This window comes from Candidatus Eisenbacteria bacterium (assembly GCA_016867495.1).
GTDB lineage: Bacteria > Eisenbacteria > RBG-16-71-46 > CAIMUX01 > VGJL01 > VGJL01.
Genome location: VGJL01000017.1, coordinates 1 through 17,704, shown reverse-complemented (window position 1 = coordinate 17,704; position 17,704 = coordinate 1). Strand labels below are relative to the sequence as shown.

General features: G+C 64.8%; 15 protein-coding genes and 1 pseudogene. 6 read left to right on the top strand and 10 right to left on the bottom strand.

Features of this window, described 5'->3' with window-relative positions; translation table 11 throughout:
* Positions 1 to 4: 4 nt before the first annotated feature.
* From FJY88_03885 to FJY88_03860, 6 genes are all read left to right on the top strand, one after another.
* Positions 5 to 1,012, top strand: a complete 1,008-nt coding sequence (locus FJY88_03885; GenBank protein MBM3286479.1) for a hypothetical protein — start codon at positions 5 to 7, stop codon at positions 1,010 to 1,012.
* Between the two features lie 144 nt (positions 1,013 to 1,156).
* Positions 1,157 to 2,290, top strand: coding sequence for a HAMP domain-containing histidine kinase (locus tag FJY88_03880; GenBank protein MBM3286478.1), 1,134 nt, complete (start codon positions 1,157 to 1,159; stop codon positions 2,288 to 2,290).
* Between the two features lie 137 nt (positions 2,291 to 2,427).
* The gene (locus tag FJY88_03875; GenBank protein ID MBM3286477.1) at positions 2,428 to 4,065 is read left to right on the top strand and encodes a glycosyltransferase family 39 protein; all 1,638 of its coding nucleotides are present in this window, start codon (positions 2,428 to 2,430) and stop codon (positions 4,063 to 4,065) included.
* The gene (locus FJY88_03870) at positions 4,040 to 5,737 is read left to right on the top strand and encodes a transporter (GenBank protein ID MBM3286476.1); all 1,698 of its coding nucleotides are present in this window, start codon (positions 4,040 to 4,042) and stop codon (positions 5,735 to 5,737) included. Before FJY88_03875 ends, FJY88_03870 begins: the two co-directional genes overlap by 26 nt.
* 66 nt (positions 5,738 to 5,803) lie before the next feature.
* Positions 5,804 to 6,535 (top strand): hypothetical protein, encoded by a 732-nt coding sequence (locus tag FJY88_03865; protein ID MBM3286475.1) that lies wholly within the window; start codon positions 5,804 to 5,806, stop codon positions 6,533 to 6,535.
* A 58-nt stretch (positions 6,536 to 6,593) separates the two neighbouring features.
* Positions 6,594 to 7,199 carry a rhomboid family intramembrane serine protease gene (locus FJY88_03860; protein ID MBM3286474.1) on the top strand — a complete coding sequence of 202 codons (606 nt, stop codon included), beginning with the start codon at positions 6,594 to 6,596 and terminating at the stop codon, positions 7,197 to 7,199.
* 96 nt (positions 7,200 to 7,295) lie between these two features.
* Here FJY88_03860 and FJY88_03855 read toward each other — a convergent pair whose 3' ends face one another.
* From FJY88_03855 to FJY88_03810, 10 genes and pseudogenes are all read right to left on the bottom strand, one after another.
* Positions 7,296 to 7,772 carry a hypothetical protein gene (locus FJY88_03855; GenBank protein ID MBM3286473.1) on the bottom strand — a complete coding sequence of 159 codons (477 nt, stop codon included), beginning with the start codon at positions 7,770 to 7,772 and terminating at the stop codon, positions 7,296 to 7,298.
* A 33-nt stretch (positions 7,773 to 7,805) separates the two neighbouring features.
* Positions 7,806 to 8,000, bottom strand: coding sequence for a hypothetical protein (locus FJY88_03850; protein ID MBM3286472.1), 195 nt, complete (start codon positions 7,998 to 8,000; stop codon positions 7,806 to 7,808).
* A gap of 647 nt (positions 8,001 to 8,647) precedes the next feature.
* Positions 8,648 to 11,659, bottom strand: a pseudogene (locus tag FJY88_03845) (type I restriction endonuclease subunit R).
* A gap of 109 nt (positions 11,660 to 11,768) precedes the next feature.
* Entirely contained in the window at positions 11,769 to 12,938 is a 1,170-nt protein-coding gene (locus FJY88_03840; protein ID MBM3286471.1) for a Fic family protein, read from the bottom strand.
* A 194-nt stretch (positions 12,939 to 13,132) separates the two neighbouring features.
* Positions 13,133 to 13,672, bottom strand: a complete 540-nt coding sequence (locus tag FJY88_03835; protein ID MBM3286470.1) for a DUF4411 family protein — start codon at positions 13,670 to 13,672, stop codon at positions 13,133 to 13,135.
* Entirely contained in the window at positions 13,672 to 14,817 is a 1,146-nt protein-coding gene (locus FJY88_03830; GenBank protein MBM3286469.1) for an ImmA/IrrE family metallo-endopeptidase, read from the bottom strand. Before FJY88_03830 ends, FJY88_03835 begins: the two co-directional genes overlap by 1 nt.
* Entirely contained in the window at positions 14,814 to 16,139 is a 1,326-nt protein-coding gene (locus FJY88_03825) for a restriction endonuclease subunit S (protein MBM3286468.1), read from the bottom strand. Before FJY88_03825 ends, FJY88_03830 begins: the two co-directional genes overlap by 4 nt.
* Positions 16,112 to 16,408 (bottom strand): hypothetical protein, encoded by a 297-nt coding sequence (locus tag FJY88_03820; protein MBM3286467.1) that lies wholly within the window; start codon positions 16,406 to 16,408, stop codon positions 16,112 to 16,114. Before FJY88_03820 ends, FJY88_03825 begins: the two co-directional genes overlap by 28 nt.
* Complete coding sequence (locus tag FJY88_03815) at positions 16,405 to 17,007, bottom strand: transcriptional regulator (GenBank protein ID MBM3286466.1); 603 nt, start codon at positions 17,005 to 17,007, stop codon at positions 16,405 to 16,407. The genes FJY88_03820 and FJY88_03815 overlap by 4 nt, the downstream gene beginning before the upstream one ends.
* 168 nt (positions 17,008 to 17,175) lie before the next feature.
* A complete protein-coding gene (locus FJY88_03810) occupies positions 17,176 to 17,664 on the bottom strand; it encodes a hypothetical protein (GenBank protein MBM3286465.1) in 489 nt (162 codons plus the stop codon).
* Positions 17,665 to 17,704: the final 40 nt, after the last annotated feature.

The following is a 17,704-nucleotide window of genomic DNA, read 5'->3' as shown; positions in this document are numbered from 1 at the left end:
ACGGATGGAGAGTATGAAGGGAAGATCGTTTCTCGCTGGAGCCGTCATCGTCTTCGTCATCGCCTGCGGGGCGCTCCCCTGCGCCCGGCCCGCGGCCGCGGGCGTGCAGTGGAGCGATCTGAAGCTCGAGGAGGCCCTCGCCGAGGCCTCGCGAAGCGGAAAGATGCTTCTCATCGACACCTACTCTGGCCATTGCGGCGCGTGCTCCGATCTGGACGAGCAGGTGTGGAACACGCAGGAGGGCGAAGGCCTGGCCGAGGGGATGATCGCGATCCGCATCGACACGACGGGCCCCGATGCCGGCGCGCTGCAGTCCCGATTCCCCGTGACCGGTCTTCCCTCGGTGATCTTCGTGCGTCCCGATGGGGTGGAAGTCGATCGCGTCGCGGGCTACCACGGGAAGCAGCCGTTTTTCGACAGCGCGGTGCCTCTGAGGGACGGCGTCGATCGTCTGGCCGGGATGGAAGAAGGCCTCGCGGCGCATGCCGACTCCCTGCCGCTGCTCTACTCTGTTCTCGAGCGCAGATTGAATCGGGGGCTGGACGCGCAGGCCGATTCGCTCCTGCAGCGAGTCATCGACCTTGACCCATTCAACACGCAGCGGTATGTGGAGCGCTCCCTGACCCTGCTCTCGCGCTACTTCACGCATGCGCGGAAGGATCCGGGAAGAAGCGAAGGCTATTGGAGGATGGTCCTCGATCGCTTTCCTGCCGCGACGACCGCGGGGGCGGCCGCATGGGAGACCTACAACTTCGCGGCCGCCGCCGGCCGGGTCGAGGAGTGGAAGAGCTGGATCTGCGGCATCCTCGAGAAGCAGGGGACGAACGGGAGGCTTCTCCAGAGCGTAGCCCACATGGCCCATCGGTCCCGCCTGCGCGACCGCTGCCTCGCCGCCGCCTCGCGGCGCGCACGCGAGCTCGGGTTCGGGGGCGCTGAGATGGAGTCGATGGCCGTTGCGCTCGAGAAAGGCCTGGCTGGGAGCGCCCCCGAGAGCGGCTCGAAGAAGCAATAGCTTAGGACGTACGGAATATCCTTCCTTGCTCCCGGGCCGGCACGCGATCGCGAGGCCCGCCGCGCGTTCCTCTGAAGCGCGGTGCCAATCCTGCCGATAAGACGGGCGACTCGGTCCGGAGGGACCCGAGGCAGGAGGTGGCCAGTGTCCTCACCGCTTCGCGCCGCGCGGACCGCGGCACCAGTGCGGTTGTCGCGGGGCGAGATCGCCCGCCAGAATCGGCGGGTCACCGCAGTCCGCTCGATCGCAGACCTGCTGAACAGCTTCCCCGAGCCGGCGATGGTGCTCAACGATCAGCGGCAGATCGTGCTTGCGAACAACAAGCTGGGGCTTCTCGTGGGTCAGCCTGTCGAGGACCTTCTCGGGCTTCGTCCGGGCGATTGCCTCGACTGCGTTCATGCCGTCGAGGGAGAGTGCGGGTGCGGCACGACCGAGTTCTGCGACGCCTGCGGCGCGTTGCGCGCGATCCGGGAGAGCCAGGATTCCCTGAATCAGCGTGTCGAGGACTGCCGGATCACGCGCAGCGCGAAGGATGGCCCCGCGGCGCTGGATCTTCGGGTTTGGACGACCCCGATCGAGCTCGCGGGGGAGCGCTACACCGTCTTCGCCGTTCGCGACGCCACCGATGAGAAGCGCCGGGAGGTCCTCGAGCGCCTATTCTTCCACGACCTCCTGAACGTGGTCAGCGGACTCCACGCGATTCTCGAGATCTGGCCAGGGCTCTCCGGCGAGGAGGCCCTGCAGCTGAGCCAGACGGCCCGGGAAATGTCGGGGCAACTGGTGGAGGAAATCCTGGCGCAACGCGATCTGGCCGCCGCGGAACGGGACGAGCTGTCCGCGCAGGAGGAGGAGTTCGACGCCGCGCGGATGCTGGTTCGTCTCTGCATCATGTACAGCCATCACTCCGCTTCTCATGGGAAGAGGATCGCCCCTCCGCTCATATCGGGCTCCACCCTGATCCGATCGGACGAGGTGCTTCTCGGCCGCGTATTGGGGAATCTAATCAAGAACGCCCTAGAGGCTTCTCCGGCGGGCGGGACCGTCTGTGTCTCGTATGTCTGTAACGGGCACCCCACCTTCTCGGTCCACAACGCCGGGACGATGACGGAGGAGGTCAAGCTGCAGGTCTTCCAGCGCTCCTTCAGCACGAAGGCAGGGCGCGGGCACGGCATCGGCACCTACAGCGTGAAGCTCTTTGCCGAGCGCCATCTGCGCGGCACGGTCTCGTTCCACTCGACTCCCGAGGAGGGGACGACCTTCACGGTCCAGCTTCCGTAGGCCGTTCTTCATCCGCCAGGTCGTTCGGTTCCCTCGCGCGGCGTCGCGCCGCGGCCCGCTTCGCTCGCTTTGTTTTCCGCGGCTGTGCCGCTATCCTCGGACCCCGAATGGCTGGTCCAGCGCGTGCCGTGGGAGAGATGCTCGAGAGGGCGATCGGCCCCATCAGCGTCAAGAGGGTGGGGCTCTTTCTTGCCGCTCTGCTGCTGGTTGGGGCGCTCTCGTTCCTTTACGTCACATCCGAGGCGGCCGGGCCGCGATTCGCGCGGATCGGGCTCCCGCTGGACGATGCCTGGATCCATCAGGTCTATGCGAGGAGCATCGCCGAAGGGCGGCCCTTCCAGTACAACCCGGGGGAACCGGAGACGGGCGCGACGAGCCCTCTCTGGGTCATCCTCCTCGCGCCGGCGCATCTGGTCGGGATTCCTCCCGTCGCGGCCGCGAAGGCGGCGGGCGTTCTCCTGGCGGCCGCCGCGGCGGTCGCGGCGGTCTCCCTCGCCGGCAGGTTCGTCGGTCCGCGCCTGGGTCTCGCCGCCGCGGCGAGCGTCTGCCTCCTTCCCTACATGATCTTCGCGGCGGTCTCCGGAACGGAGGTGCCTCTCTTCGTCCTGCTTCTGATGCTCACCTTCGGATGGATCGCGCGGGGGCGATGGCGGCTGGCGGGGCTCGGCGCGGGGCTCTCCATCCTGGCGCGGCCGGAGGGGTACCTGCTCCTGCCCCTGCTGGCGGTCGCCAGGCTGCTTCACGGACCACGAGGCGATCGATTACGGGGCGCGCTCGGGACGATCTTGCCCGCGCTCGGCGTGATCTTCCCGTGGATTCTCTGTTGCCTCCTCGCCACCGGGCGACCGTTCCCCTCGACCTACTACGCGAAGGCCCATTGGTTCGGGCTCATGAACGAGGACCAGCTGGCCGCCATCGCGAGCCTCCTGCTCTACCAGCCCTTCCTTGGAACATCGTTTGCCGCGCCCTGGCTCAGGATCGTCTTGGGAGTCTCGGCGCTCGGGCTGGCGGTGGCGGGTCTCCGCCGGCTGGCCCACGTTCAGCCGTCGGCGGCGATCGCCGCGGGCCTCTTCCCGTTCGCGTTTCTATATGCGCTTTCGACGCAGCTTCCGATGGGCCTGATCCTCGGCCCGGATGAGGCCGGCTCGATCAAGAACTTCTACTTCGCCCGCTACCTGCTCCCCGGGGCAATCGCCCTCGTCGTCCTCTGGTGGATGGGTGTCGGCGAAGCGGATCGGATCATGAGGCGGTTCCTTGGCCGCGCGGCGAGGACCGGGCTCTTCTCCCTGCTCATGTTCGCGGTCGCCGCGACCCTCGTCCATCAACACCGGATCATGCGCGCCGTCTATTCCTGGAACTGCAGGAACATCGAGGAGCAGCAGGTTGCGGCGGGCAGGTGGATCTCGGAGAAGCTCCCGGCGGGGGCTTCGGTCGGGGTCAGCGACGCGGGCGCGATCCGCTTCTTCGGGAACCACCGCGTGATCGATCTGCTCGGGCTGAACAGCCACAGGCTGCTTCCTCTTCTCTCGGACTTGGGACGGATGCGCGCGGGGAGCGCCGAGGAAGCGCATCTGAGAGAGCGCTTCTGGACTGAGGTGCGGCCCGACTACCTCGCAGTCACGACGGGATGGCATGGCGCCCTGCTGCGCGGCACGCGGGCCGAGGGGATCCACTCCTTCCTCCTCGATCGCAACACGATCTGCGGCGGGGAGAACCTAACAATCTTGCGTCCGAAGGACTCCAGGCCCAATGTTGATGACGGAGGCCCGCGGTGAGGCATCGGAATCCATGGGCGGAGTGATCGATCTCCTGGCGCGCTCGACGCCGCTGCTGCTATTCACCATCATCGGTTTTGGGTACGCCATAGGAAGCGTCAGGATCGGCGGATTCCGCTTGGGGATCGCCGCGGTTCTCTTCATCGGTCTCTTCCTCGGGGCCATCGATCCCGAGCGGCTGGTCATCCCGGAGTACATCCATGTCCTGGGTCTGATCCTCTTCGCCTACTCGGTGGGACTGCAGTCGGGGCCGATGTTCTTCAACCTCTTTCGCGTCCAGTGGGTTCGTCTGACTGCGCTGGCGGGCGGGACGACGATCCTGGCCGCGGCGATCACGCTGGGCGCGACGCGGCTTCTCGGCGTCGACTCGGCGGTCGCCTCGGGGCTCTTCTGCGGGAGCCTGACGAATACGCCGGCGCTTGCGGCGGCGATCGAGGTCCTCCGCAACACCATGGCCGGCTCGACGCTCGATCCCGCCGCGATCCGCCTGCGTCTCGACGGTCCCACCGTGGGCTACAGCGTCGCTTATCCGTTCGGCGTCATCGGCCTGATCCTCGCAATGCAAGTCTCGACGAAAATCTTCCGTGTCGACTTCGGGAAGGAGCGCGAGCTGGCCTCCCGGGTGATGGGCTCGGGCGCCGACTTCCTCACGCGCGAGCTCCGCGTGGCGAATCCCCAGCTGATCGGGCGGAGTTTCGGAGAGTCGATGCTGACCGATCTGACCGGGATGGTCTTCACGCGCATCAAGAAGGGAAGGCGGATCGAGCTGGTCACTCCCGAGGTCGTTCTGAGCGAGGGCGATGTCCTCATCGGGATCGGAACGGACGAGGCGATCCGGCGGGCCAAGCTGCTCGTGGGGCCCGAGGTGGATGCGGCGGTGGAGAAGCTCTCGCCCGAGATCGAGTACCGAGATCTGGTCGTGATCAACAGGAGCATCGTGGGCAAGAGGGTCGGCGATCTCTCGAGCGTCGTCGGGCATCCGGTCATCGTGAGCCGAATCCGAAGAGGGGGCGTCCACATCACGCCGCATCCCGGGACGACGCTGGAGTTCGGCGATCAGATCCGCATCGTCCTTCAGCGAGAGGACATGGAGCGGGCGACGCAGATCCTCGGCAATCCGCTTCGCGACATCACGGAGACCGACTTTCTCTCCTTCAGTCTGGGTCTCATCCTCGGCGTGCTGGTGGGGATGATCCCGCTGCCGTTCTTTGGAGAGCGCGAGGTCCGCCTCGGCTTCGCGGGCGGCCCGCTCATCGTGGGCTTGATCCTCGGGCGGCTCGGGCGAACGGGCCCGATCGTCTGGACCATGGCGGCCAACGCGAATCTCACGATGCGTCAGCTCGGGATACTCCTCTTTCTGGCGGGGATCGGCTCGAGGGCGGGCGGGAGCTTCGTGCATACGATAGCCGAGCAAGGGCTCGCGCTGCTGCTGGTCGGGGCGGGGATCACGATCCTCTCCGCGGCGGCGATCATCCTGATCGCAAGCCGCGTGCTCCGCTACGACATGGTCTCGACCTATGGGATCCTCTCGGGCATCCACACGCAGCCGGCCGCCCTCGCCTTCGCGAACTCGCACACCGGCTCCGAGAGCGCGGGAATCGCCTACTCGGCTGTGCATCCGATCGCATTGATCTTGAAGATCATCCTCGCCCAGGTCCTCGTGGGGTTGTAGCGGGGGGGATGGAACGCAGGCCGTGGAAGACGCGCCGGGCTTAGAGGGACGCTGAGAGAAACCGAGATGGAGGTCATTGTCCACATGCGCCGACGGATCGCCCTCATGTTGCTTCTGTTCGCGATGGGTGGATGCGGCTTCACCCGCTATCCGGGGGGAGTCGCCGAGGATGGAGGGCTCGAGAAGCTGGCATCCTGCATGGCCGGTTCATTCAGCAGCGCGGACCAAGCGGCGCGCGACTCCACCTACCTCGATATCCGGCTCAGGATGGCGCCCATCTGGCCCGCGCGCGTGGACGGGTGCTGGCTCTACGTGGAGCAGGCTGTCGCCGGGCACGAGGATAGACCCTACCGCCAGCGCGTCTATTCGCTCCGGCAGATCGAACCGAATCGATTCGAGAGCCGCGTCTACGCCCTCGATCACCCCTTGCGATTCGCGGGCGCCTGGAAGGATGCCCAGCCGCTCGCCGCGCTCTCTCCCGACTCCCTCATCCCGCGCGAGGGATGCTCGATCTTCCTGCAGAGGCGGGCGGGACCGATCTACGTGGGAAGCACAGAAGGCGAAGGGTGCGCGAGCGACCTGCGCGGGGCGAAGTACGCCACCTCCGAGGTGACGATCACGCCCTGGCAGCTCGTGAGCTGGGATCGAGGCTTCGACGCGCAGGGCCGGCAGGTCTGGGGCGCGGAGGGGGGCGGCTACATCTTTCGGAAGATCGAGGATTGGTCATCGCGCCTGCATTGGAAGGGCGGTGATGCCGGGAGTCCGGGAGGAGATCGATGGGGGAGGAAGCGACTGTGAAGGAGCTTGGCCGCGCCGCCAGAGAATCGCCTGAAGAAGAATGCAGGGGGTCCAGACAATGAGCCTGGCCGCCACGCCCGTCTCGCTCCTCACGATCGGTATCACCGCCATTGTCAGCTTCGCGGGCTTTTCGAACCGGAGGATGATCCGCGACTACGCGGCATCCCCCCATGAGATTCTGCGCCAGGGGAAGTGGTATCAGACGTTCACCTCCGGCTTGCTGCATGTGGATCTGGGCCATCTCTTCATGAACATGTTCACGCTCTTCTTTTTCGGCCCGCCGATCGAGAGGCTCCTGGGAGGGAAGGGCTTCTTCATCCTCTATCTGGGGAGCCTGCTGGCGGGGAGCATCCTCACGCTGATCCTCCACAGCCGGGACTACGGCTACCGCGCGGTGGGCGCCTCGGGCGCTGTGACCGGCGTGGTCTTCTCGTACGTGCTCTTCTTCCCCATGGCGCCCATCTTCATCTTCTTCATCCCGATCGGGATTCCCGCGTTCCTCTTCGCGATCGGCTATGTGGCCCTCTCGATCGTGGGGGCGCGTCGCGGCATAGGGCATGTCGGGCACGCCGCGCATCTCGGTGGGGCGATCGGGGGGGCGCTGCTGACCCTGGCGCTCGAGCCGCGGGTCGTGGGGCACTTCCTGTCGCACTTCCTGCGTTGAGGCGAAGGCCAAGCGACAGGGCGCGCGCGAGTCACGAGGCGCGGCAATCGCGAGCCTGAGGCGCCCGTCGGGCCTGGGGCGGGTTTTCGCTCTGGATCAGACCTGCGCCAAGAGCGCCACGTAGTTCTTCCCATACTTCTTGGCGCACTTGGGACAGGTCGTGTAGAAGACGTAGAGCTTCCCCAGGGTCTTGCCCTTGCCCTGCACGAAGGATTTCATCTCGGCGATCCACTTCCTCACGTTCTGGTATGGCCCCTCGAAGACCTTGCTGAGGAACGTTCCCGAGATGCTGGCCATCCGCGCGCCGGGGATCTCCTTGGTCACCTCGATGTAGACATCGGTTCCCCAGAGGGAGTTCTCGTCCGCCAGGACGACCATCTCCGCCGGCATCGCGCCCGCCGCCTCGATGGCACATGCGTTGCGCTTCATGACGGCTCCGAAGTTGAGCGGGACGTGGAGGAAGCAGGCCACTCGATCCTTCACGAAGCGCCTGTCCTGCCAGTGCAGCTCCTTGCCGTCCCAAGGCTCGGGGTCGAACCTCGGGCAGCACTCATTGGGGTCTCTCGTGCTCATGAGAAAGCCTCCTTGAAGAGCCTGGGATCCGGTTCAGATCTTGCAGACCATGTCCTGGCCGCAGCAGAGCGGCGACTTCACCTTGCCGTGTCCTTCCGGGCACTCGGAGACGTGCACGGTCTTGCCGTCGGGGGTGGTGATCGTCTCGTGCTTCAACTCCTTGCCGCACTTGCCGCAGGTCATGATGCCGATCGACATCCCGCACTTCGGGCACGCGTACATCGCCATGTCCTTGCTCCTTTCGATAGCCTTGGAATACGGATCCAAGACCGATTCCATTGTAGCGCATCATAGGCAAGCGGCCATCCGCCTGAGCCAGTTCGGCTGTCGCACGACAACTACTCGACGCGCTCCTCTCCCTTCTTGCCTCCACCCCAACCCGGGAATCGAGTACGGATGTACTCCCGCGCACTCTCGACGGGAAGCTTGACTGTCCCCGGACCGCTGCGAACGAAGAAGTCCCCCTCCGGGGAGGCCTCCGTGTTCTTCCACTTCAAGAACGCGGGCTCCGGGCTGCGCTGGCAGCTCACGACGCAGACCGTCTTGCCCCCCACGACCTGCGTCTTGGGGTCGATGCATGTTCCGGCACGATCTCCGAGGCCGTTCCGCACAACCTGCGCCAGATGACGCATGAACTTGTCGTCGTTCTCAAGCCCGTCGACCTCGATCCCGACAATCGAGCGGTCGTCCGCCACTCCGATCAGGAGATCGCCCCCTTCAGTGTTCAGGAACGCGGCGATCGTTTTGAGGACGGCATGCGTCACCCCCACGTCGTCTTGCCGATTCTGCTTGAGGCTCCATCGGAGAGTGGACTTGAACTCGAGCGTCTTCGACTCGCCCTGCCTGATCAGCTCCTCCGCGTTGCGATGGCCGCGGAGATAGATGTCGAAGAGGAAGTTCTTGAGGGCCTCTCCGAAAGCGCGGTCGTCGGTGATGCGCTTGTAGAGGTCGAAGTTCGAGTTGACGATGTCCTGGATCACATCATTGACCTTGTTGTCGAACGTGAGCCGGACGTTCTCGCGCGTGTTGGCTCGCGCCGCAGCATCGAGGGCCGTATCGCCATCGAGCTTTCCCATCATCTGCGTGAGAGTCACTCTGTGCTCGTCTCCCAACTCGAGGCCGAAGCGCTCGTTCAGCTCGGCGATGATGCGGGACAGCGACTCCATCTCCTCGGGCGCCGTTCCATGGGCGTCCTTGGTGCCGACCGGGACGAGCAGCCCGGGCCTTCGCTCGAGATCGATCTTCCCGCGACTGATCTCCTGGATGCGGTAGGACTCCATATCGATGTTCTGCTGAACTTCGCGGGGAAGCTCAATGCGATCGGCAGGGAGCAGCCTTCGCAGGCCGCGAGTGAAGACATAGAGCTTCTCGAGATCTGCGTCGGCGAATGTGAGCACCTGGGAGAGGAAGGCATAGAGGCGCACGTAATCCGTGAGCTGCCCGCGGAAATCGTGTTTCTCCTCGTCGGACAGGTCCTTGAAGCGGTCCACGACCGGCGCGAGGACGGCGTAGAGGCGGTCCTGCGTGGCCTTGGGATCGAAGTAGACCCTGGCGTACTCGTCCACGTCCGTCTTGGCATAGACGGGAAACTCGCCAAGGCGCGTCTCGATCTCATAGAGGAGGTGCGGGTCCGTCGCCTCGGAGAGGATCGTCGTCTCGTAGTAGGGTTCGAAGGCGGCCTTGATCGCGTCTGCCTCGTTCGCGAAGTCGAGTACCATGGTGCCCCTCTTCTCGCGATGGACACGGTTCAGCCGCGAAAGGGTCTGCACGGCATTCACGCCGCCCAGTTTCTTGTCCACGTACATCGTATGAAGAAGCGGCTGGTCGAAGCCGGTCTGGAACTTGTTCGCGACAATCAGGAATCTGTAGTCGGGCTGGTCGAAGACCTTTGCCGTCTGCGCCTCGGGAAAGCCGTTCATGTTGGACTCGGTGTAGTGTTTCCCTCCGTCCGGAACCGTCCCCGAGAAGGCGACCAGCGCCTTGAAGCGATGCCCGCGCTCCGCGAGGCACTTGTCGACCGCCAGCTTGTAGCGCACCGCGTGGAGGCGGGAGCGCGTCACGATCATCGCCTTGGCCTTGCCGGCGATCTCGCCCTGCGCCTGGGCGACGAAGTGCTCGACCATGAGGCGGACCTTCTCGCCGATGGCATGAGGATGCAGCTCGACGAAGGACTTGAGCAGGTATTCGGCCTTCTTCTTGTCGTAGCGCGGATCATCCGCGATCGTCTTCCACAGGCGCCAGTAGGCCTTGTAGGTGGCGTAGTTCGCAAGGACATCGAGGATGAACCCCTCCTCGATGGCCTGGCGCATGCTGTAGAGATGGAAGGGCTCGAACTTCCCGTCGGGGCGCTTGGTGCCGAACAGCTCGAGGGTCTTCGTCTTGGGTGTGGCGGTGAACGCGAAGGTCGAGAGGTTGGGAAGCCGCCCGCGCTTCTCCATCTCGGCGAGGATCGCGCTCTCGAGTTCCTCCTCGGGGGTCGCCGCGCCCGCCTCCTCGGCCTCAGCCTCCTCCAGCGAACGGGAGGCGAGCACCGCCTTCAGGCTCTTCGTGCTCTCGCCCGATTGCGAAGAGTGCGCTTCGTCCACGATCACGGCGAAGCGTTTGCCAGGCAGCTCCCCGATTTCCTTGGCGATGACCGGGAACTTCTGGAGCGTCGTCACGATGATCGTCTTGCCCGACTCGAGAGCCTGCTTGAGCTGGCGCGAGGTCGTGTCGATGTTCTCGACGACGCCGAGGGTCTGTTCGAACTGCCGGACCGTGGTCTGAAGCTGTCGATCGAGGACCCGGCGGTCGGTGACAACCACGATGGAGTCGAAAACGCGCCGGTCGTTCTTGTCGTGGAGCGTGGAGAGCTGGTGGGCGAGCCAGGCGATGGTGAAACTCTTACCGCTCCCTGCGGAATGCTGGATGAGATAGCGTTGCCCGGCCCCCGTCGCGCGCGCGTCGGACACAAGCCGCCGCACGCAGTCGAGCTGCTGATAGCGCGGGAAGATCAGATAGCGCTTGCCGGTCTTTCTCCCCTTCTGGTCCTCCTCCTCGACCTCGTGGATGAACTGGCGCACAAGGTCGAGGACGCTGTCGCGCGACCAGGTCTCTTCCCAGAGGTAGGCGGTGGAGTATCCGGCCCGCGTGGGCGGCACGGGGGGATTGCCGGCCCCGCCGAACTTCCCCTGGTTGAACGGGAGGAACCAGGTCTGCGCCCCGACGAGGTGGGTGGTGACATAGACGAGGTCCGGGTCCACCGCGAAGTGGGCGAGGCAGCGGCCGTAGGAGAACACCGGCTCGCGAGGATCGCGATCGGTCTTGTACTGGCGGATCGCGTCGGTGACGTCCTGCCCGTTGAGCGGGTTCTTGAGTTCTGCGGTGAAGATGGGGATGCCGTTCAGGAAGAGGACGAGATCGAGACTTCTCTCGTTCTTCAGGCTGTAGTGGAGCTGGCGCACGACGGAGAAGAGATTCGCCGCGTGCAGCCGCCTCGTCTCTTCGTTCAGCCCGCTGGCGGGACGGAAGTAGGCGAGGCGGAACTTGCAGCCGGAGTCCTTGATGCCGTTTCGCAAGACATCGAGCGCGCCGCGCTTCTCGATCTCTGAGGCGAGGCGCTTGACGAACCGTTCCTTCAGATCGGCCCCGTGGTGCTGCTTGAGCCTCTCCCATTCCCTCGGCTGCGTGGCGAGGATGAAGTCCAGGGCATCGCGGGGGAGCAGGCAGAGGGAACGGTCGTACTCCTCGGGCCGGCGCCTGTGGTAGCCGCCGGGCGGGTTGTCGCCGTAGTGCAGCGAGGTCTCGCGGACGGCGTCCGCGTGTCCAACGCAGGCGTCGGGCCCGCCCTGGAGCAGGCCGCACTCGATCGCCTCTTCGAAGGAGCGTTCGGAGATGTCGGGGGTCATCCGGATCCCTGTCGGACCGGTGCGGTCTCGGGTTCGGACAGAATGGCAGCATGTCGCAGCATGTCACAGCTCCATGTCATAGCTTGTCACAGCCGTCTGTCACAGCTTGTCATAGCTCCGGGCCGGGTCCATGAAGCTCGGGGGCGATCCGCGGCGGCTCCTCCAGGATCGAGAGGATCGAGCGGGCGCAGTAGACCCGATTGCGTCTTGCCTCGCCAACCAGCGTCACGATGCCTACCGATTCGAGCCGATCAACACCTCGTTGGGCAGTGGTGAAAGCGACATCTAGTCTCTCCGCGAGCTTGTTCACAGTCCAGAACGGATTCTCCACGAATAGATCGATCGCTCTCTCGGACAATCGGGAAGGGGACTTGGAGAGGTGCGCCCGCCAGCGCAGGAGCAGGTCATCGATCCGCTGGATCCGTCCCAGGGCGTCCTCGGCCTGATGTGCGGCAGCCGTGAGGAAGTAGATCAGCCACTCTTCCCACTCCCCGCGCGCAGTGACCGATAAGAGGCGTGCGTAGTACTCCTCGCGTGTGGCTTCGAAGTACGCACTCAGATAGAGAAGAGGAGACGGGAGGACACGCTTCTCCAGAAGCAGAAGCGTCACGAGCAACCTCCCAACGCGCCCGTTTCCATCTAGGAACGGGTGAATCGCCTCGAACTGCGAGTGCGCCAGCGCGGCATGGACCAGAGGGGGAAGCGAATCGTCGTGGAGGAACTTCTCCAGTTCGCCGAGACACTCCACCAGCTCGTCAGCCGGAGGCGGGACGTACGACGCATCGCGCAATGTGCTGCGGGGGCCGCCGATCCAGTTCTGGCTACGCCGGAACATCCCTGGAGTGGCGGCTTCCCCGCGCACGCCCCGCATGAGACGCTTGTGTAGCTCGCGCACGAGCCGCAGGGACAAGGGCAGCGTGCGGAGCCGCTCGACGCCGTATTCCAACGCCACGACGTAGTTCGCGACCTCGCGGAGATCGTCGGGACTCCGCCCGACTGTGGCTCCCGCCTCCGAGGAGAGAAGCTCGCCCAGCGTGGCCTGCGTGCCCTCGATCCGGCTCGAGAGCACCGCCTCCCGGCGCACGAATGGCCGGATGAGGAGGTGCGGATTCGGGAGGCGCCTGCCTTCTCCCGCCAGTCGGCCGACGGCCAGGTCAGCCCTGGAAAGCGCTACCGCGAGCCTTCCGTCCCAGTCAATGGGGGGCGGAAGTGAATCTGGGACATAGGCTTCGTATCCGCCCGGGCAACGGATCCGCCGGCCGTGGGGGTGTCGCTTCATCTTCGGCTTCGGCACGATGGCACTCCTTGTTTGCGGCCTCGAAAATAGCCGATCGCATTATTAGCGAACGAGCCGACAAATGCAAACAAGAATCTCCGGCCGATGGTCTGCTCGACGGGCGGCTCCAGATCTAGCACAGCGTCCCGGGGGTCAGACCAGCCCAGCCATCTCCTTGCGCACGGCGATCTTGCCAGTCACCGCGGCCGAGATGGTCGTGGCGCGAAGTTCTTTGAGGCGGTCGTAGGTCCGCTGGCCAGGATGAAGCGGGCGCGCTCTACCCGCAGCATCTCGAAGGGAGTCATGCACTTGATACCAAGCCCAATGCAGGCGTCAGGGATCTTGATCTTCCGTAGAGAGGCAGCAGGCAGCTCGTGCGTGACCACCGTGTAGCGACCTGCGTGTGCCTGCGATACCAGATAGTAGTCAGCGATTTGCAAGAAGGTGCTCACGGCTGAAGCATCGTAATGCTGCCCCATAGCCCACGCGCTGACGGCAGCGAGGGACGGGACTACAGCCGCGTCGGGCCGAAGGAAGAACCGATCGCCCTGCATCGCTGCCCATTGCGCCAGCTCGTCGGCACCTGCCCGCAGTTCGTCCCCGACCTTCTCGACACTGAAGACCTTGCCCTCAGCGTTGCGTTCGACAAGCCAGTCCCAATACGCGGGGCAGAAGTCAAACCCGTAGTGCAGGTTCTTAGCACGGATGAAGACGTCGGCATCGAGCAGATAGGCCATCAGAATGCGATCCCCAGGCTGTCCCCCAACTCCCGGAACGTCGACATCTTGTGGAAACCCAGCAGTCGAAACGCTTCCGTGAACGCCGTTCGCCCTTCGAGCGTGCTGATCACGAGAGCGCGCGCAAAGCGTTTGCTCGCGCGCGCGCCCAGTGTGAGGTAGAAGTTCCCGCCACTGCTACTCGGGAGGCTGCGCAGCCGGTCCAACTCCTGTTCATAGGCGTCCCAGTACGCCCTGCCCCGCAAGGTGCCCGCATCGTGCATCCGCCGCAGGATGACAAGCGTGCTTACTTTGAATTCCCGCGCAAGGCGATCCAGCTCCGAAGACAGCTCAGCGCCGCGGTGATGCGCCTCCTGGAACGGCTCCATGGGAACCAACAACTCGGCGGCGACTTGGTTGCACCAGCGCTCCACTGCGTGCGCTGGAGCAGCGGCCGCCTGGGCATTCGACAGGGCAGTCTCTCCGAGCCAGACGTGCGCCAGCTCATGGGCCAACGTGAACATCTGTGCTGCCTTGGTGTCGGCGCCGTTGACGAAGACAAGAGGTGCGATCGGATCGGCCAGCGCGAAGCCTCTAAACTCGTCCGGGTCGAGCTTGCGTCTGTTGTTGCTCCCGGCGACGCCGCTCACCATCACGAGGACGCCGAGGGAATCCGCCTGCTCGATGAAGCGTCGGAGCGCATCAGTCCACGCCGGTAGCCTTCGACGCGCCTCAAGGTCAAAGCCGAGTGCCTCGCGAATGGTTGCCGCCGTGCGGACGATGTCATCGCCGGCGCGCGAGGCGCCAACAAAGGGCAGAGCCTCTTGGCCGATCATGCGTGCGAAGTCGCGGTACCAGTCCTGCCGCTGCTGGCAGAGGTAGACCGTGTCGAGAAGATCCGGACTGGGCCGCACCATCCCGGCATCTGCAAAGGTACGGAAGTCAGGAATCGGTATCGGCTCCTCGGGAGGCTGCTGCAGGAAGAGATAGCCGACGGGTACATGCAGGCTCTTTGCGAAACTCTCGAGCTGCTTCAGCGTCGGCTGCGTCTCGCCGGCCTCCCAGGATCCCAGCTTGGGGAAGTTGCGGAGTAGGCTCTCTGTCGTGCGCCCTGCCCGTTCGCGTGCCCAACGCAGCAGCTCCGGTCGCACGGCTACACGGTTCATCCATCCTCCTCACGCACATCGATCTTGCCGGTTACGGCTGCGGAGATCAAGGCGGTGCGGAGCTCGGTGAGGCGGCGGATGGCGTCGTGGACTTTTGCGATGAGGGCGTCGAGCTTCGCCGTCTCTCGGTCGAGGAACGCCGCGATCGCGTGCTGCTCTCTATCCGGCGCAACAGGAACAGTCATGTTCTTCAGGTTGCCTACAGTGAGCTGATTGATTGTGGACGTTAGAAATGTCCCAGACTGGTACTCGAAGAGCGCGGAATTGAAGACGCAGAACAGGAATGGGTTGCACGGACTCCTGAAGACAATCATGAATGTGCCAAACGTCAGACCAACCGCACATTCGTCAATCGTGGCGTTCTTTCCAATGAGATCACGACTTCCGCTCCTCGCGCAGATGAGGACATCTCCGAGTCTAGTTCTGAGATGTTCCGGGATTGCGGTCCTCACAAAGACATTGTCGTCGCATACGATCCGTCCAGCCTTGACATTCGAGGCGCGAAGAACCATTGTTCCTTCGTCTGGGCCAACAACGTCATCGGGCTCGTACGTCAAGCCAATGATAGGTTCGCCGACGTGCCGCAGCCGCTTGGCGTCCCAATGCGCCGGGATCTCCCCCAGCCACTCGACGCCGGAATCCTTCATGGGGACGGTCGGGTCGAGGCCCTTGGTGACGGCGCGGGTGATGAGGGCGGCGCGCTTCTCCTGGAGTAGGTCGATCAGCCGCTCCTTCTTCGCCACCAGCGCATCGAGCCGCGCCGTCTCCCGGTCGAGGAAGGCGGCGATGGCGCGCTGCTCGGGTTCGGGGGGAAGCGGCACGAAGCTACCCGCAACTTGCTCTGGGCTCACGCGCGGCATCTTCGTCCCGTAGGTTAGCGAGTCGAGCCAGCGGATGTACGGCGCATTCAGCAGGCAGTACATAACAAAGCTCTGCGTGTTCTGTTCGACCGGCCGCAGCGGGAGAATCTCGCTCGTGCAGACTCCATCGAAGCCTGGTCGGGCCGCCTTTGCAAGGTATGGGCGCAGCTTCCCGAACAGGATATCACCACAGTAGAAAGTGGCCACCGCGCTGTCCACTGTTTCGGGCTGGTTCTCAAGCAGCAGTCGCCCTGTCCAAGACTCCACGTTTTCGAGACCCACGTAGACGGTGTCGTCGGGTTTCGTGCTCAGCTTCTCGGCGCGCGGTGGCGCGACGTACTTGAGTCGTCTTGCCTCCCAATGCGCCGGAATCTCCCCCAGCCAGTCGGCACCCGAGTCCTTGTAATCGGGGTACGGCTTGAACCGATGGCCATTCATCGCCATGCCCCTCCCGGAGGCCATGTCCCACCCCGGGTGCTTCCGCCGCGCAGATCCTCGAGCAGGGGAGAGAGGAAGGCGCCGAGCATGCGCGCGCACTCGTCCGCGAAGCCGTCCGGCATCGCGAGCCCAGACCGCCGTGTGAACGCGCGAATCTGCGTCGGCCGCGAGGGATTCTCCCAGTACGCCCGCGTCAAACCGATTGGCGCTTCGCTCGGAATCGGTGTGTTGCGGCGCAGGAGAGTCCGTCGCACGGCCTCGGGCAGCGCCGCGAGGTTGGCCTTGTCGGTCATGCGATGGAATCCAGGTAGGGTTGCATCACGCGCGCGACCCGGCAGAGGCGGGCGAACCGGGCGAGCTCGTTGGCCTCGCCGCGGTGCTTGCGGCTGAAGTCCCGCAGCGCTTCGGCCGCGACGTCGATCCCGACCTTATTCCGATACTTGAAGCAGTCGACAACGGTCTTCGCTGCCGAGTAGACGCGGAGGATGACCCCCTCCACGGGGCGCTCCTCGATCCCCTCGGTCAGGGCAGGTCCGGAGAAGCGGGCCACGCGAAGGCGGGGATAGTCAAGGCGTGGGCGGCGGGCCTTTTCCGGAAGGGCGATCCAGACCTCGGCCGCCGACTGTGTCGTCAGGTCGTGGAGGCGCAGCGCCGTGAGGAGACAGAACACGGCTTCGGGCACGCGCTTCGCAACCTGCGCGAGCGTGTGTGCTTCGGAGGGCGAGTGGTGGGCAGCCACGTAGATGCCCCGTGCCTGCCGAAGCACAAGCCCTTCCTTCACCAGACGCGCGAGCTGTGCGCGAGTGACGCCGTGCGCCTCCAGCTCCTTCGGGCGTGCGAGTCCCAGTCCTTCGATCAGCCGAAGCGCTCGATCCTTGTTTGATTTCGTCATGGCCGCGAGATGATACGAAACGTCGGGGTTTGTGCGCAAGTCCCGACGTTTCGTAACATCCGGCAATCCAAAGCGTCATGTATTATGTTGATTGAAAAGGAGTTATGGCGTCAACTGGGCTCCGGCGGGTGAGAGGAATTGTCGGCAGTCCCGCGCAAGTGCCGACACTTACTGGAGGGTTCCACCAGATCCCGTCACCTCCCCCAGCATCCGGATGATGTCCCCCTCGATGGCCCGAATATCGGCCTCGATCTCCTCAAGGGGGTGGGGTGGCGTGTAGCGATAGAAGTAGCGGTTGAAGTTGATCTCGTAGCCGATCAGGCCGACGCGGCCATCCCTGGGATCGCGCCTGCTCGTGTCGATCCAGGCGTCCGGGACGTGCGGCTTGACCTCGCGGCCGAAGAAGGCGCGGACGCTTGCTGCGACACCCTCGGCATCCGCGGGATCCTCTCCGGCCGGCAGCGGCACGCTCTCGGTGTCGCGCAGCTCGGGATCGGGCTCGGCATTGCCGTCCTTACCGCGACAGATCGCGGCGCCCTCGTCGCGTTCCGAGAGGGCGGAGAGGATCGCCTTTCGGGCCGGGGCCGGCAGCTTCACTCCGGCTTTCCGCGCGGCGCTGTCGAGCGCGCGCTCGAACTCGTCGCGATCCTTGAACACCGCGTTCGGGAGGCCTCGTAGCAGCGAGCGAACCGCCTCC

Coding starts and splice junctions, on each gene's coding strand:
- FJY88_03885 (MBM3286479.1), top strand. CDS start 5: ATGGAGAGTATGAAGGGAAGATCGTTTCTCGCTGGAGCCGTCATCGTC.
- FJY88_03875 (MBM3286477.1), top strand. CDS start 2,428: ATGCTCGAGAGGGCGATCGGCCCCATCAGCGTCAAGAGGGTGGGGCTC.
- FJY88_03870 (MBM3286476.1), top strand. CDS start 4,040: ATGTTGATGACGGAGGCCCGCGGTGAGGCATCGGAATCCATGGGCGGA.
- FJY88_03865 (MBM3286475.1), top strand. CDS start 5,804: ATGGAGGTCATTGTCCACATGCGCCGACGGATCGCCCTCATGTTGCTT.
- FJY88_03860 (MBM3286474.1), top strand. CDS start 6,594: ATGAGCCTGGCCGCCACGCCCGTCTCGCTCCTCACGATCGGTATCACC.
- FJY88_03855 (MBM3286473.1), bottom strand. CDS start 7,772: ATGAGCACGAGAGACCCCAATGAGTGCTGCCCGAGGTTCGACCCCGAG.
- FJY88_03850 (MBM3286472.1), bottom strand. CDS start 8,000: ATGGCGATGTACGCGTGCCCGAAGTGCGGGATGTCGATCGGCATCATG.
- FJY88_03840 (MBM3286471.1), bottom strand. CDS start 12,938: ATGAAGCGACACCCCCACGGCCGGCGGATCCGTTGCCCGGGCGGATAC.
- FJY88_03835 (MBM3286470.1), bottom strand. CDS start 13,672: ATGGCCTATCTGCTCGATGCCGACGTCTTCATCCGTGCTAAGAACCTG.
- FJY88_03830 (MBM3286469.1), bottom strand. CDS start 14,817: ATGAACCGTGTAGCCGTGCGACCGGAGCTGCTGCGTTGGGCACGCGAA.
- FJY88_03825 (MBM3286468.1), bottom strand. CDS start 16,139: ATGGCCTCCGGGAGGGGCATGGCGATGAATGGCCATCGGTTCAAGCCG.
- FJY88_03820 (MBM3286467.1), bottom strand. CDS start 16,408: ATGACCGACAAGGCCAACCTCGCGGCGCTGCCCGAGGCCGTGCGACGG.
- FJY88_03815 (MBM3286466.1), bottom strand. CDS start 17,007: ATGACGAAATCAAACAAGGATCGAGCGCTTCGGCTGATCGAAGGACTG.